Source organism: Hymenobacter convexus, assembly GCF_030580955.1.
Lineage (GTDB): Bacteria > Bacteroidota > Bacteroidia > Cytophagales > Hymenobacteraceae > Hymenobacter.
The window spans coordinates 18,331-32,930 of sequence record NZ_JAUQON010000011.1 but is presented as its reverse complement, the minus strand read 5'-3'; the positions used below and the strand labels follow the sequence as shown (position 1 = coordinate 32,930).

The window sequence follows — 14,600 nt, the reverse complement described above, 5'->3', positions numbered from 1 at the left end:
GATTGGTGATAATCAAAAAGCCCCGCTGTGTTAACAGCGGGGCTTTTTTTGCTTTATGCGGGCGGCGCTAAGCGGCCCATTTGCGCCATTGTTCCAGCACCGCCGCAAAGTCCTCCGGCAGTTCTGCCTCAAAAAATAACTGTTCGCCGGAAGTGGGGTGCACAAAGCCGAGGGAGCGCGCATGCAAGGCCTGCCGGGGCATCGTCTGAAAAGCACTTTCTACGAAGTCGCGGTAGGCGCCGGTATTCTGCCCTACCCGAATGCGGTCGCCGCCGTAGGTGGCATCTGAGAACAGTGGGTGGCCGAGGTACTGCATGTGCGCCCGAATCTGGTGCGTGCGGCCGGTTTCGAGCACACAGCGCACGAGCGTGACGGGGCCGAAGTTCTCCAATACCTCATAATGCGTCACAGCGGCCTTTCCTTGCTCGCCGTCGGGATACACGGCCTGCACCTTGCGGTCGCGCACGCTACGGCCTATGTGGCCCCGAATGGTGCCGGTGGGCCCAGGCGGCGTGCCCCACACCAGCGCCAAGTAGCTGCGCTTAATGGTATGATGGAAAAACTGGTTGGAAAGGTGCGTCATCGCAAACTCCGTTTTGCCGATGACGAGCAGGCCCGACGTATCCTTATCGATGCGGTGCACCAGCCCCGGCCGTATTTCGCCGTTGCGTCCGGTGGGCAGGTTAGCCAGGTGGAAAGCCAGGCCGTTTACCAGCGTACCCTGCCAATGCCCGTAGGCCGGATGCACCACCAGACCAGCCGGTTTGTTCACAATAAGCAATTCCGAGTCCTCGTAGCGGATGTCGAGGGGCATTTCCTCGGGCACTACCCGGTCATCGCGCGGGGGCTCGGGCAGGGTAATGGTGATGGTATCGAGCGGCTTGATGCGGTAGTTCGGCTTCACGGCCGTGCCGTTTACCTCCACCGCCGAGGCCCGAATGGCTTCCTGAATCTTGTTGCGCGAGGTGTTGCGCAGGCGGTTATGCAGGAACTTGTCGATGCGCAGCAGTTCCTGGCCGCGGTCGACTACGATGCGATGGTGCTCATACAGCTCGTCGCCTTCCTCGTCGGGCCCGATACCCAGCAGTTCGTCATCAAATGTATTTTCCATCGGCTTCTACCCTTGTTAACACGAAAAAAGCCGAAGCGGATGCTCCGGCTTTTCCTAGGCGCAGTTGCGGCCATTATGGCACTACTTGGTTTTGGTTTTGGTCTTGCTCGGCGTCTTGTTCACGGCTGGCGCGGGAGCCGGAGTGTTGGTAGGCTGACGAACCACCGGAGCAGCGGCGCCGGGGGTGATGCCCATTTTCTTCAACACCAAGTCCGAGATGTCGCCATCTTTGGGCGCGTGCAACAGCAGCGGGCTGCCGCCGCCATCAGAGTTGAACACGTAGGTGAAGCCGTTTTCATCGGCCACCAGGTCAATGTTTTTCTGCAGCTTGTCGAGGGCCGGCTTCAGCAGGGTCTGCTGCTTCTGCTGCAGCGACTGCTGCGCGCTCTGCTGGAACTCCTGAATGGACTGCTGCATGGCTTGCAGCTCTTTCTGCTTGTCGGCTTTCACGATGTCGGTCATCGTTCCTTCCTTCTGCTGATAATCCTTGTATTTCGTTTCCAGTTCGGACGTTTTGCTCTTGAGCTGGTTTTCCAGCTGCGAATTGTAGGCTTTCAGGTCCGATTCAATTTGCTTGCTTTCGGGCATCTGGGCCAGCACGTACTGCACGTCGGTGTACCCAATTTTCAGGGGAGCCTGGGCCTGCGCGGAAGTGGCAGCCAGGGTTCCGGCGGTCAGCAGAGCGGCGGCGAGCGTCAGACGAAAGATTTTCACGAGATTCATCAAAAAGAAAAAGGGTCAGGAAAAATGTTGGGACAAAGGTAATTACTTCGAGGTCTTCTTCACCGGCCTCGTCGATTTAGTCGCCGGCGCCTTGGTTTTAGGCGTCAGCACCGGTTCGGGCGTGCCCGAATCCGATTCAAAATTGGGGTCGACCGGGGTTTTGGGCGGGGCCACGGTTTTAAGCGGGCCTTTGGGGCCGGGCTGGTTGCGGTCTTCAGCCCCCAAGCCCAATTCCTCTAACACAAATTCGGTGTAATCGTGCGCCGGATTGGTGTAGAGCATGGTCAAATCACCGGATTTGTCGAACAGCACCGCCAGACTCTTCTTCTTGGCCACCTTTTCACAGGCCTCGAATACTTTGTCCTGCACAGGCTTATTCAGTTCCTGACGTTTCTTAAACAGCTGGCCTTCGTAGCCAAACTGCTTGTTCTGGTAGGCCTTGATGTCTTGCTCCTTCTTCAGAATTTCGTCCTGGCGCTTCTTTTTCATGGCCTCCGTCAGCACCACTTCTTCAGCCTGATACGTACGGTAGAGCTTGTCAAGGTCCTTTTTCTGGGCCTCGATTTCCTTCTGCCACGTATCGGACAAGGCATCGAGTTCGGTTTTGGCCTTGGCGTACTCAGGCATCTTGCCCATAATAAACTCCGAGTCGACCCAGCCAAATTTCTGCGCCTGGGCATTCGGCACGGCCAATAGCAACAATAAGGCCAGCCACAGGCCACTGATGTTCTTCATAGGTGAGGAAACGTGAAATGTCGCCTGCTAGTGCCCGGCTAGCGAATTTGCTGGCCGATGATGAAGTGGAAACGGTTGAAGTCCTGGTTGCCCGCGCCCGACACACTGGGAATCACTGCATCGAAACCGTGGCCAAAGTCAAACCCAAGCAAGCCGAAGGCCGACATGAAGATTCGGGCGCCTACCCCGGCCGAGCGATACAGCTTGTAGGGGTTGTAGTTAGTGTAGGCATCCACCGCGTTGCCGGCTTCGGCAAAGGCCAGCACATACACCGTAGCGGCGGGGTTGAGGCTCACCGGATAGCGCATCTCCAGCACGTACTTGTTGAAGGCAATGCCGCCGGGCTGGTTCGCTTGTGCCGTGGGGATGGCGAAGGCTTCGCCCGGGTCGGCGTAGCCGCGCAGGCCCACGTAATCGGCACCTACCAGGAAGTTGCCGCCGCCGTTGTAGCCCAGGCCCGCGCCGCCCATCTTAAAGCGTTCAAACGGTCCTACGCTGCGGTTCGAGTTATAAGTGCTCAGGTAGCCGAAGTGGGCGCGGGTGTTCAGCACCAGCTTGCCCACAATGGGCGTAAACCACGAGGCATCGAACATCCATTTGTGAAACTCAATCCACTCGTTGCTGGTGTGGTCCTTGTTCAGCAGCGAGTACGGCGGCGTCAGGTTCACGCTCAAACTCAGCGAAGAGCCCCGACGGGTATAAGTCGGGTTATCGATGCTATTGCGGGCCAGCGTGGTGTTCAACGTGATGTTGTTGAACGTGCCCGTGGTAGCCCCGGCAATGGCAATGTAGTTCTGCGTGTTGTACTGGCTATACGACAGCGAGTTGCTGAGCGTAAAGTAGTCATCCGGCACGCGCAGCTGGCGGCCCAGGCCCACCGTGGCGCTGTTTACTTTAATGAACTGGTCGGAAGCCGCGTCTAAAGCCGCACCGGCCCGCTGCACGCTGTGGTTGAGGCTAAAGGAGAAGGAATTGGGGCGACGGCCACCCAGCCACGGCTCCGTAAACGACAGTGAATACGCCTGGTACTGCACGCCATTGGCCTGCACGTTCAGGGCCACACGTTGGCCGTCGCCGGCCGGCACAGGCGTCCAGTTGCGGAAATTGCTGGCCTTGCGCAACGAGAAGTTATTAAAAACCAAACCCACCGTCCCAATAAAGCCGGCGTAGCCGCCCCAGCCGCCCGACAGGGTCACTTGGTCGGAAGGCTTCTCTACGACGGTGTAGTTAATGTCCACCGTTCCATCGGCCTGGTTCGGCACCGGGTTGATACCAATTTTTTCCGGGTCGAAATAGCCCAGCGTGGCAATTTCCCGCTGCGAGCGAATGAGCAGTTCACGGTTGAACTTGTCGCCGGGCAGCGTGCGCAAGGTGCGCCGCAGCACGTGGTCGCTGGTCTTGGTATTGCCCGAGATATTGATGTCCTTGATGTGCGCCTGCACACCTTCGCTAATGCGCATTTCGATGTCGATGGAATCACCATCCACTTTCGTTTCCACTGGGTCGATGGTGAAGAAGAGGTAGCCATCGTTCAGGTAAAGCGACGAAATATCCTGACCCGTGGGGTTGTAATTCATGCGCTTATCCAGCACCTCCTTGCTATACGGGCTGCCCGGCTTGATGCCCAGCACGTTGGCCAGCGTCTTGTCGTCGTAGAGGTAGTTGCCGGTCCAGGTGATGTGGCGGAAGTAGTATTTCGGCCCCTCGTCCACTTTGATGCTGAGCGCCAGGCCCTGACTGTCGCGTATCAGTGTATCGCTCACAATGGCCGCATCACGGTAGCCTTCAGTGTTATAAAACTCGATAAGCTTCTTCTTGTCCTCTTCGTATTCGCTACGCTGGAACTTACCGGCGGTCAAGAACTTGTATGGCTTACGCTCTTTCGTTTTCTTCAGCTTCCCTTTCAGTTTGCGGTCCGAAAAGGCCTTGTTGCCCTCGAAAGAAATGTCATGAATCCGCACCTTCGAGGCTTTGTCCACATCAATGCGCAGAGCCACGCTGTTGGCCAGCGCCGAATCGGCCACTTGCACCACGTTCACTTTGGCATCCAGATAGCCTTTGTTCACGAAGAACTTACGGACTTGGGCGCGCGTGTTATTCAAAAGCGCGTCGGTCACCACCTTGCCCCGAATGAGCGCAATTTTCTTGGTGAGGTCTTCCGTTTGGCCTTTGCGGATGCCCGTAAAAGTGAACTTCGACAAGCGCGGCCGTTCCTTCACGTTATAATCGAGGAAAATCTTGTTGCCCTCGATGCGGGAAATCGTCACGCTCACATCGCCCAGCAAGCCCTGTCCCCACAACTTGCGAATGGATTTGCCAATTTCTTCGCCCGGGATATTGATGTCATCGCCCACCCGCAAACCAGACAGGCTGATGAGCGTATTGGGGTCGAGGTTGCGAGCTCCACTCACCGTAACGCCGCCCAGCTGGTACTTTTTGGGCTCGTCCCCCGCCGGCGGGGCTGCTTGTTGCGCGCGTGCCGAATGGCCCGCCACACTCCCCAGCATTCCCAAGGCCAGCACTAATCTTACAACTAAATTACGCACAAGAAAAATTACAAAAATTTAAGAGACAGCTACTTGCTCACTGGTTTTGCCAAAGCGGCGTTCCCGGCGCTGGTAGGCCCGAATGGCCTCCCGGAAATGCTCTTTCCGGAAATCCGGCCACAGCAAATCCGTAATATATAACTCGGTATAAGCCAGTTGCCACAGCAGAAAATTGCTGATGCGCTGCTCCCCACTGGTCCGGATAAGCAGCTCCGGGTCCGGCATGCTGGCCGTCACTAGGTAGCTGGCCACGGTCTTTTCGCTCACATCCGCAGGCTGTAGCTGGCCGTTGGCCACGTCAGCAGCCATGCGCCGGGCGGCCTGGGTCAGGTCCCAACGTCCGCTGTAACTCAGAGCCAGCACCAAGGTCATGCGGGTGCCGGCCTTGGTCAGCTCCATCGCTTCCGCAAGTTCGCGCTGGCAGTTGTTCGGCAGTGTGCTGATATCGCCAATGGACTCCAGTCGAATGCTGTTTTTTAGCAGCGTCGCCGTTTCCTGCCGAATGGTATGCACCAGCAACTGCATCAGGGCCATCACTTCGAGGGCCGGACGGTTCCAGTTCTCGGTCGAGAAGGCGTAAAGGGTCAGGTAGCGCACGCCTAGCTCGGCAGCCTCCTCCACGGTTTCGCGCACGGCCGTGATGGCACTTTGGTGCCCGAACATACGCAGGCCACCCCGTTGCTTCGCCCAACGCCCATTGCCATCCATTATGACGGCCACATGAGCGGGAATATTTTGAGTATCTATATCGGCCTTGCCGGTCATCTTTGCGGTTTCGCTAAAAGAGGCCGCAAGTTACGGAAATGGTTGCATTTAGCGGCGGCATACCTTTCAGCATAGCTGTCGCGACAAGGCAAAGTCTCTTTATTTTTCAGCTTATTCTATGGCATCAACTGCTATTTGAGTAGCTTTTTATTCTTTTTATACTGGCTGGGACAAGGTATCTTATAAAAAGTATAGGACAGGCTCAAGCCGCTGTAGTAATACCAATCTTGGTCGTGCGGATTCACCAGCAACGGGTCCTGGTCGCCCAAATGGTCAAGCTGGTCAGTAAACGCCTTCCGCACCCCAACTTCCAGCCCGAGGTTGAGATGCTCCGACAACGCATACTTCAAACCAGCCCCTGCCGGAATAGAAAAGCCCAACATAGCCCCGTCCCGGTTGAAATCGTTACCGAGTTGAGCGTTGTTGGTCACTGTGCTGGTATTGGCATAAAATGCCGCCACCCCAGCAAACAAGTAGGGCGTAAAGTGAATCTTATCGGTGCGGTAGTGATAGTCCAGAAAGTTGTATTCCACGACGGCAGAAGCCTCCAGAACACTGCCCTTCGTATTGGCCCGCCGGTAGGCCAGCAGAGGCGGCACTCCCCCATTTGTCCCACTCACGTTGTCGTCGGCCGCCCGTAGCAGCCCGGCCGTAAATCCGCCTCGCAGCGTAATCGGCACCGACACGTCTTTGCGGTAGAATACCGTAAACGCGGGCCGGCTGTTCTGCAGCTGGTACTCCGGCGAGATTTCCCCGCGGTAGTTGGTGGCACCAATGCCAATGCCCAGCTCGCTGGTATTTTGCGCACTTGCTGAGGCGCAAAAACAAACACTCCCCGCTTGCACGAGGCAAACGAGGAGTGCGGTATTGAAAGTCGAATTCGTCATTTAAACTAATTGCTGGCTTGGAAAGGGTCTCAACCAGCGGCCGCTGGTTAGCGGAATTTGGGGTTCTTGATGCGGGGCGTCAAGATGTAGTTCAGCGTGACGCCGGTAACGATGTACCAGTCGGTCTTATTGCCGGTGTCGCCGCGCTGAGCGATGGGGTCGGTAAAGCCGGGGTACTTACCGGGGTTGAAATTTGCGTCCGGCATCGAGATGCTGCGGGTAATGTCGCGGCCAAAGTACTGCTGAGCCGGGGTTACCAACTTGGACGGGTCGGCAAACTTGCCTCCTACATCGTCCAGATAGTCGGTGAACGTTTTGCGCCAGCCGATTTCGAGGCTTGCATCAAAGTTGCGGTTGATGCGGTAGCGGATACCGCCGCCGAACGGAATCGAAAACTGGGTTTGGCCGTACTTGCTGGCTTGCCCTTCGGTCTGCAGGTCTGCCAGGGCGATGTATTCGCCCTCGGTCAGACCGAGGCTGTTCTTGCCTACCAGGCCCTTGGGGTTGTTATAGAAACCGGCTACGCCTACGAAAACGTAAGGCACAAAGTCAGGACGTTTCAGGTAGTTATTGCGGTTCTCAATCAGGTCGATAACAGCAACAGCCGAAGCCTCGAGGATATCATTCCGGAAAGAGAAATTCCGGTTGTAGCGGAAACGGGCGTTGGGGTCGTTCTGATTAGCGGCCTGCGAGTCGTCGCCGCTGATGCGGCCATAGGAGAGGCCAAAACGGCCAGACACACGCGGATAAAAACGACGAGTGATAGAAACACCGGCACCAACGCGGGTAGCACCCAAACGCAAGCTGGTGAAGTTGGTAACCGGAGTTACATCGCCGAAGTAGTTCATCGCGTTCAGGCTGAAGCCGATGGAGTTGTACTGCTTCCGCTTGCTGAACTGCTGGGCATCTGCATCCGGCGTAGCCACCAAGGCCAAGCCGAGCACAAGTGCCGAGGAATAAGTGAAAATATTTTTCATAAGGCAACGAAAATGATGATTCGAGTTTCGAGGTGTTGAGGGCAGTGCAGTGAATGCGCAGTTTCAGACGGTGACAAAAGTAGGCGTAATCGGGAACTAAAAAAACTTTCGGCGATTTTTTCAATAAAAAACCTGTTCATTTTTAGTTAACTACCAACCGGATTACGGCGGTCTAAGCCCCAATTAAGTTTGCTGCGCAAGGTACTAAGGAAGTTAACGTGATTTAATTTTACTAGGCGAGCATTGAAAGTTTCACGGCGAACGGCAATCTGGACGGAGGCTTCGACGGGAAGGGAGCGCGAATCGAGGGCCAGCATGTAGCTGGTGCTACGGCCTTCGATTTCGAAGGAAATCACGCTCTGGTCCGACACGACGAGGGGCCGCACATTCAGATTGTGAGGGCATACGGGAGCGATAATAAAATTGTTTGTCTGGGGCAGCATTACCGGGCCGCCGCAGCTAAGGGAGTAGCCCGTGGAACCGGTGGGCGTGGCTACCACCAGGCCGTCGGCCCAGTAGGAGTTCAGGTATTCGCCGTCGATATATGTGTGCACGACAATCATCGACGAGGTGTCGCGCTTGAGGACACTGAACTCGTTGAGGCCGAAATTGAGGCTGCCGAAGACGTCGGGGTCGGTATCGACGCGAATCAGGCTGCGGTCTTCGATGGTGAAATGGCCTTTATAAAGGGCATCGATGGCCTGGGCAATGCGGTCGGGGGTGATGGTGGCCAGGAAGCCGAGCCGGCCGGTATGAATGCCGAGGATGGGGATTTGGAGGCTGCCGACGTAGGTGACGGTGTCGAGCAGGGTGCCGTCGCCGCCGATGCTGAGCACGAACTGCACGCCGCGCAGGGAGTCGCCGCGGCGGAACTCGGTGGTGCCGGGGGGCAGGCGCAGGCGGTTGTCGAGAAAGGTGCGGAAGGACTCACCGATGCGGACTTCGGCGCGGCGCGCGGCCAGGTCGTCGAGCAGGGCTTGGATGGCCGGTGCGGCTTCGTCGTCGAAGGGCTTGCCGAGAATGGCGATTTTCATGCGGAGAGAACGAGGGGCTGGCGCATTGGAAGGGCCGGTTCGCTTGGGTGATTCATAACAAATAAATAACCGAACGAGCTGGCAGCGGCAGCTAGATGGGGAATTCGGCCCGAAAAAAGTAGCCGGTTTGGCCCAGGCCATTCAAAGTGTACTCGACGGTGAAGACCCGGTCATAGTACGTGACGAGGTGCAGGCCGAGGCCGATGGAGCGAAGAAAGTGGTTGGGCAGGCGGTTTGATGGCGGAGGTGCCGGGGCAATGACGTAGCCGGCATCGGTAAAGATATTCAGGTAGAGGGCCAGCGGGATTGTGTTAATTTTCGGATTGTCGATGCTGCCCAACTGAATGGTCCGGGGCCGCAGCAGGGCGTAGGAGACACCTTGCTGCACCAGGCCGTAGTGGCGGCCGTCGATAACATATTCGTCGTAGCCCCGCACGAGGTCGGCGTAGCCCAGGGCGCGGGTATCGGCGTAGGCGAGGCGGCGGGCGAGGCGCGATTGGGCGCTGAGACCGAGGCTGTAGTAGAAGTTGTGCCCCAGCGCCAGGTAGCGCGAATAGCTGAGGTGTAGCGTGGTGATGCTGGGCGCAACGCCTCCCAGAAAAACGCGGTGCGAGAGCGACACCTGCGCAAACTGCCCGGTGAGCGGGTAGGCAAAGGTGCGGCGCTGGTTGCGGGTGCTGGTGAGGGTGAAATCCAGGTACTCGCGCTGGGTGCGGCCGAGGTAATAGTCGGCGTTGTAGTAGGCGATGGTGTCGGCGAGGCGCTCGCGGTGATAGGACACATCGAAAGCGGTGAGAAACTGGACGGTGTGCCGCAGGCGCAGCCCGCCCGTGGCGTAGAAGCGCTGGATGGGAAAGCCCGCGTCGGCCCGAAATGGCACGAGGCGGTCGGCTTGGGTGATGTAGTCGAGGGTGCGGCTTTGGTAGTAGGAGGCGCCCACGCCGAAGCCCAGGCGGCGGTAACGACCCAGGCCGGGAGCCTCGTAGAACAGCTCGTATTTGCGGTTGAAGCCCAGCTGCAGGTTGGCACTCAGCTGTTCGTTGCGGCCGCGGAAGTTGGTGCGCACCAGATGAACGCCGTAATCGACGCGGCGCCAGCGGTCGGAGCGGTCGAGCCAGGAACGCAGGTTGCGGTCGGCGAGGGAAAGAATGGGCACCGGGAAGGTGTAGAGGCGCTCCTGCAGGCCGAATACGATGAGCCAGCGCCCATTTTTACAGCTGGCCTGCACCACTACCGCGTGGAAAAGCTGCAGGTTGAAGAGGCGGCTGCGGTTGGCTTCGAGGCGGGCAGCGGCATCAGCCACGGCGAGGGTGTCGCCTTCGTGGAGGTCGAGTTCGACCCGTAGGATGCGTTCCTTGGTGATGGCATTGCCCAGAAACAGGATGGTGCCCACGGCCGCACGCGCCACGCCGGGGCAGGGCAGCACGCGCACCAGCGTATCGGCGGGCGCTACCACTGGCTTCAGGGGGCGAGGCAGCGTGTCGGTAGGCGTCTGGCTGGGGGCCGGGCTGGCCAACAGCATCCGCAGGAATAATAAGACGACTCCGAGCACCCGTTATCAGACGCTCAGGTAGCGCAGCAGGGCGTCGTAACGGTCCTGCTCGTCTTCGTTCGGAGCAGCGGTGCCGCTGAACTGGGCCGTGACAACGTAGCCGAATCGCTCCAGCGTGGCCGTGATGCGGGCCAGGTTGTCGGTGTTGAGCTTGAGGGTGAGACGGATGCGGTAGGGGTCCACTTCGTCCTGGGCTACCAGGGCACTGAGGACCTTGGCGTTGTTTTCCTCCACGTAGCGGCTGATTTGGGTGAGCGAGTAATCCCGCTCTTCCATGGTGAGGACGATGATGCCGCCCTGCCCGCCGGCCGGCTGCTGGCCAAAGGCCGCCAGCGCATCGGCAATGGTGACCACGCCGGCGTATTCCTGGTGCTCGTCGACCACAGGCACCAGCTGAATTTTATTCTCAATGGCCAGCTCCATCACGCGGTAGAAGTGCTGGTCGGGGCGCACGTAGGCATCGGCATAACCCAGGGGCAGCTCGGAAAGCAGGGTTTCGGGGTCGTCAAAGTCGGCCAGGTCAGACTCGGTAACAAGGCCACGGTAGTGACGGTTGTCGAGCACCGGCAGCTGGGCCACATGAAACTCATCGAGCCAGCGCGCTGCTTTGCCCGCCGAATCGGTGCCTTTCAGGGGCGGAATCATTTCGTTGAGTAAGTCCTCGGCGAGCAGGGCGGGCATATTCGTAGCTGATAAGGAGGTAAACGGCAATAAGGGCAGGATTGGTGGAAAGGATAGAATAAAACAGCACCCTGAAGCGTGATGGTCTGGTGAACAACAATCGGGCCGGCCAAAAAGATAACTGCCCTTTAGGCAGCCACGGCCGGCGCGGTTTCGGTAGTACGCAAAAAGTGGCGCAGGTAGGCATTGAAACCGGCGGGGCGCTCCATCATGGGGGCGTGGCCGCAGTGGTCGAGGAAACGCAGCTCGGCGTGGGGCAGCAGGCGGGCAAACTCGTGGGCCACCGGTGGCGGCGTGATGGTATCGTTCAGCCCCCAGACCAGCAGCGTGGGCACCCCGATTTTCGTCAGCTCCTTGCTCAAATTGTGGCGCTGGGCCGACCGAGCAATCGAGATAATGCGCAGGCACTTGGCATTGGAGTTGGTGACGTTGAACACCTCATCGACCAGCTCCCGGGTAGCAATGGTGGGGTCGTAGAAGGTGTAGCCAACCCGCTCCTGCACATAGGCGTAGTTGCCGCGCTTGGGGAAGGAGCCGCCCATGCTGTCCTCAAACAAGCCGCTGCTGCCGGTAAGCACCAGGCTATTGACGCGGGTGGGGTTGCTGAGGGCATATACCAAAGCTATGTGGCCACCCAGCGAGTTGCCGAGCACCGTAAAGGACGGTGGCAAGGCCAGGGCTTTCACGAAGCCTTCGACATAGGCTACCAGGCCTGGCACACCGGCCTGGGTGAGGGGCATGTCGTAGATAGGCAGCAGGGGAATGATGACGCGGTGGTCGGTAGAAAATTCTTCAACCACGTCCTGCCAGTTGCTGAGGGCGCCGAAGAGGCCGTGCAGCAGGAGCAGTACGGGGCCCTGGCCTTCGTCGACGTACTCGTACCCGTGTTGGTGCTGGCGGCGCAATTCCATCTCGTTTCTCGTCAATTACCGGCGGTTTTGGCAATGATACAACAACGGAGCCAATTGGCCAAAATTGCCAGCCCGTGCGGCGTCAGCAGGGCTTCGGGATGGAATTGGACGCCGTAGAGCGGCAACGTGCGGTGACGCAGGGCCATGAGCTCGGGCACCGGGCCGGTGGTGCGAGCCAGCGGCACGAGGGCTTCGGGCAGGGGCTCGCGCAGCAGCAGCGAGTGGTAGCGCGTGACTGGTTGAGTAGCAGGGAGCCCCGCAAAAAGCGCCTCATCGGGAGCGCACTGCATTTCCGACACTTTGCCGTGCACGGGCCGGGCGGCCCGGGCCACGGTGGCGCCGAAGAATTCCCCCAAAGCTTGGTGGCCCAGGCATACACCCAGCATGGGCACCTGCTGATGATAATGCGCAATGACGGCGGGCATTACGCCGGCCTGGGCGGGCGTGCCGGGGCCGGGCGAGAGAACAATGCCATCGAAATGCATTTGTTGCAGTTCCCACAAGGGCACGTCGTTGCGGCGCACGATGACTTCGGCTTCTAGCTGGCGCAGGTAGTCGGCCAGGGTGAAGGTGAAGGAATCGAAATTGTCGAGCAGCAGCAGACGCATTCTTTTGAGTGGAAATCAGAGGAAAATAACCCTCACCCCTTCACAAACGCCGCCCGCATGCGCACCAGCAAATCCTGGGCAATGGGCAGCACGTAGCCGGTGATTTGCAGGGCCAGCGGCGTGGCCTGCCGCACGATGGGCAGCACCTGCGAGCCGGCCACGAGGCTGGGCGACAGCAGGTGCAAACCCGCCAGGCCGGTGCCGTGCAGCAGCAGGCTCAGGCCGAGTATCCACTTGAGAACGCCGGCCGCGCCACCGAGCAGGTTGTCGAGCACGCCGAGCGGGGTGAGGTGCACCGCCGTTTTGAGCAGGCCGCCCAGCAGGTGCACGCCCCACATAATGCCCACAAACACCAGCGCAAACGACACCAGCGGCAGCATGCCGAAGGCATCGCCCACGTACTGCCGCACCAGCGGCACGGCCGCCGAGAGCAGGCTGAGGCCCCCAATCACGGCCAGCACAAAGGCCAGCAGCGACACGGCTTCCAGCACCAGCCCGCGCCGGTAGCCCTTCACGGCCCCGATGCCCAGCGGCAGGAGAAGAAGGATGTCGAGGGCAGTCATTGTTTTAAATGGGTGGATTGTTGAATGGTTAGATTGTTGAATCGGCTGGCCGGACAGATGAACCAATTCAGCTATTCAGCAATCTAACCATTCAACAATCCACCCATTCACCTACAGGTTTGTGTTATTGAGCAGGTGGCCCAGCACGTCGGAAATGCGCTTGCCATCGGCCTGGCCCGAGAGTTCGCGGGCGGCCACGCCCATTACCTTGCCCAAGTCGGAAGGGCCGGTAGCGCCCACGCGCTGGATGATGTGCACGAGGCGCTCCACCAGGTCGGCTTCGGTGAGCTGGGCGGGCAGGAATTCTTCGATGATGGCCAGCTCGGCCAGCTCGTTTTCTTCCAGTTCGGACCGGAACTGCTCCTTGTAGATGGCGGCGGCGTCGCGGCGCTGCTTGGCGGCTTTGTTGAGGAGCTTGAGCTCGGCTTCGGGGGTGAGAGCGGCGCCGTGGGCACCCTCGGCGGTTTCGGCCAGCATGATTTGCGATTTGATGCTGCGCAGGGCGGTGAGGCGCAGTTTGTCTTTGGCCAGCATAGCTTGCTTGATGGCGGCGTCGATGGTGTCTTTTAACATGAGGCGGATTGGTGGGTTGGTGGAGTGACGGATAAACAGAACGACACAAAGAACGTCATGCAGAGCGCAGCGAAGCATCTTGCCCGCAATAGTAACCCCGGTTAACTGGATTGCATGGCGCGGGCAAGATGCTTCGCTGCGCTCTGCATGACGTTCCTTTTACCTTCGTCAACCCAATACACCCTCCTGCCCTAACGCCCATGACCAAGCTCAGCGTCAACATCAACAAACTGGCCACCCTGCGCAACGCCCGGGGGCACAACCGCCCCGACATTCTGCAAGCCGCCCGCGACATCGAGCGGTTTGGGGCCGAGGGCATCACGGTGCATCCGCGCCCCGACGAGCGCCACATCCGCTACCAGGATGTGCGCGACCTCAAACCCATTCTGACCACCGAGCTGAACGTGGAGGGCAACCCCACCCCCGATTTCGTGGCCCTGTGCCGCGAGGTGCGCCCCGAGCAGGTGACACTGGTGCCCGACGCGCCCGACGCCATCACCTCCAACGCCGGCTGGGACGTGGTGACGCACCAGCAATTCCTGCGCGAAGTGGTGGCCGAGCTCAAGTCCTTCGGCTGCCGGGTGAGCATCTTCCTCGACCCCGACGTGCGCCTGGTAGAAGCCGCCGCCAGCACCGGCACCGACCGCATCGAGCTCTACACCGAAGCCTACGCCGTGCAGTACCTCGCCGACCGCGAAGCCGCCGTGGCCCCCTACCGCGCCACCGCCGCCCGCGCCGGCCAATTGGGCCTGGGCGTGAACGCCGGCCACGACCTCGACCTCGACAACTTGGCCTGGCTGCACCAGCAGCTGCCCGAGCTGGCCGAGGTGAGCATCGGCCACGCCCTGGTGTGCGATGCCCTGTACCTGGGCCTCGAAAACACCGTGCAGCTGTACCGGCGGCAGCTGCGTTAGGCGCGCCACCGGTGGCGCGC

15 protein-coding genes are annotated in these 14,600 nt (G+C 59.3%); 1 reads left to right on the top strand and 14 read right to left on the bottom strand.

Features of this window, described 5'->3' with window-relative positions:
• Positions 1-67: 67 nt before the first annotated feature.
• From Q4S41_RS20155 to Q4S41_RS20090, 14 genes are all read right to left on the bottom strand, one after another.
• Positions 68-1,111 (bottom strand): RluA family pseudouridine synthase, encoded by a 1,044-nt coding sequence (locus tag Q4S41_RS20155; protein ID WP_305032936.1) that lies wholly within the window; start codon positions 1,109-1,111, stop codon positions 68-70.
• 81 nt (positions 1,112-1,192) lie between these two features.
• Complete coding sequence (locus Q4S41_RS20150) at positions 1,193-1,834, bottom strand: OmpH family outer membrane protein (RefSeq protein WP_369811340.1); 642 nt, start codon at positions 1,832-1,834, stop codon at positions 1,193-1,195.
• A gap of 42 nt (positions 1,835-1,876) precedes the next feature.
• Complete coding sequence (locus Q4S41_RS20145; protein ID WP_305032934.1) at positions 1,877-2,569, bottom strand: OmpH family outer membrane protein; 693 nt, start codon at positions 2,567-2,569, stop codon at positions 1,877-1,879.
• Between the two features lie 38 nt (positions 2,570-2,607).
• Positions 2,608-5,115, bottom strand: coding sequence for an outer membrane protein assembly factor BamA (gene bamA, locus Q4S41_RS20140; RefSeq protein WP_305032933.1), 2,508 nt, complete (start codon positions 5,113-5,115; stop codon positions 2,608-2,610).
• 18 nt (positions 5,116-5,133) lie between these two features.
• A complete protein-coding gene (locus Q4S41_RS20135; RefSeq protein WP_305032932.1) occupies positions 5,134-5,880 on the bottom strand; it encodes an isoprenyl transferase in 747 nt (248 codons plus the stop codon).
• A 131-nt stretch (positions 5,881-6,011) separates the two neighbouring features.
• Entirely contained in the window at positions 6,012-6,767 is a 756-nt protein-coding gene (gene porG, locus Q4S41_RS20130) for a type IX secretion system protein PorG (RefSeq protein ID WP_305032931.1), read from the bottom strand.
• Between the two features lie 47 nt (positions 6,768-6,814).
• The gene (locus Q4S41_RS20125; RefSeq protein ID WP_305032930.1) at positions 6,815-7,744 is read right to left on the bottom strand and encodes a DUF6089 family protein; all 930 of its coding nucleotides are present in this window, start codon (positions 7,742-7,744) and stop codon (positions 6,815-6,817) included.
• Positions 7,745-7,890: 146 nt separating this feature from the next.
• Entirely contained in the window at positions 7,891-8,778 is an 888-nt protein-coding gene (locus Q4S41_RS20120) for an NAD kinase (RefSeq protein ID WP_305032929.1), read from the bottom strand.
• A gap of 91 nt (positions 8,779-8,869) precedes the next feature.
• Positions 8,870-10,300, bottom strand: coding sequence for a BamA/TamA family outer membrane protein (locus Q4S41_RS20115; RefSeq protein WP_305032928.1), 1,431 nt, complete (start codon positions 10,298-10,300; stop codon positions 8,870-8,872).
• A gap of 36 nt (positions 10,301-10,336) precedes the next feature.
• Entirely contained in the window at positions 10,337-11,011 is a 675-nt protein-coding gene (locus Q4S41_RS20110; protein ID WP_305032927.1) for a CBS domain-containing protein, read from the bottom strand.
• Between the two features lie 128 nt (positions 11,012-11,139).
• Positions 11,140-11,922, bottom strand: coding sequence for an alpha/beta fold hydrolase (locus tag Q4S41_RS20105; RefSeq protein ID WP_305032926.1), 783 nt, complete (start codon positions 11,920-11,922; stop codon positions 11,140-11,142).
• A gap of 11 nt (positions 11,923-11,933) precedes the next feature.
• Positions 11,934-12,530 (bottom strand): anthranilate synthase component II, encoded by a 597-nt coding sequence (locus tag Q4S41_RS20100; RefSeq protein ID WP_305032925.1) that lies wholly within the window; start codon positions 12,528-12,530, stop codon positions 11,934-11,936.
• 32 nt (positions 12,531-12,562) lie between these two features.
• Complete coding sequence (locus Q4S41_RS20095) at positions 12,563-13,093, bottom strand: CvpA family protein (RefSeq protein ID WP_305032924.1); 531 nt, start codon at positions 13,091-13,093, stop codon at positions 12,563-12,565.
• A gap of 111 nt (positions 13,094-13,204) precedes the next feature.
• Positions 13,205-13,666: a GatB/YqeY domain-containing protein gene (locus tag Q4S41_RS20090; protein ID WP_305013068.1), complete on the bottom strand. Its 462-nt coding sequence runs from the start codon at positions 13,664-13,666 to the stop codon at positions 13,205-13,207.
• Positions 13,667-13,866: 200 nt separating this feature from the next.
• Between Q4S41_RS20090 and Q4S41_RS20085 the strand changes: the two genes are divergently transcribed.
• Positions 13,867-14,580: a pyridoxine 5'-phosphate synthase gene (locus Q4S41_RS20085; RefSeq protein WP_305032923.1), complete on the top strand. Its 714-nt coding sequence runs from the start codon at positions 13,867-13,869 to the stop codon at positions 14,578-14,580.
• The last annotated feature ends 20 nt before the right edge of the window (positions 14,581-14,600 follow it).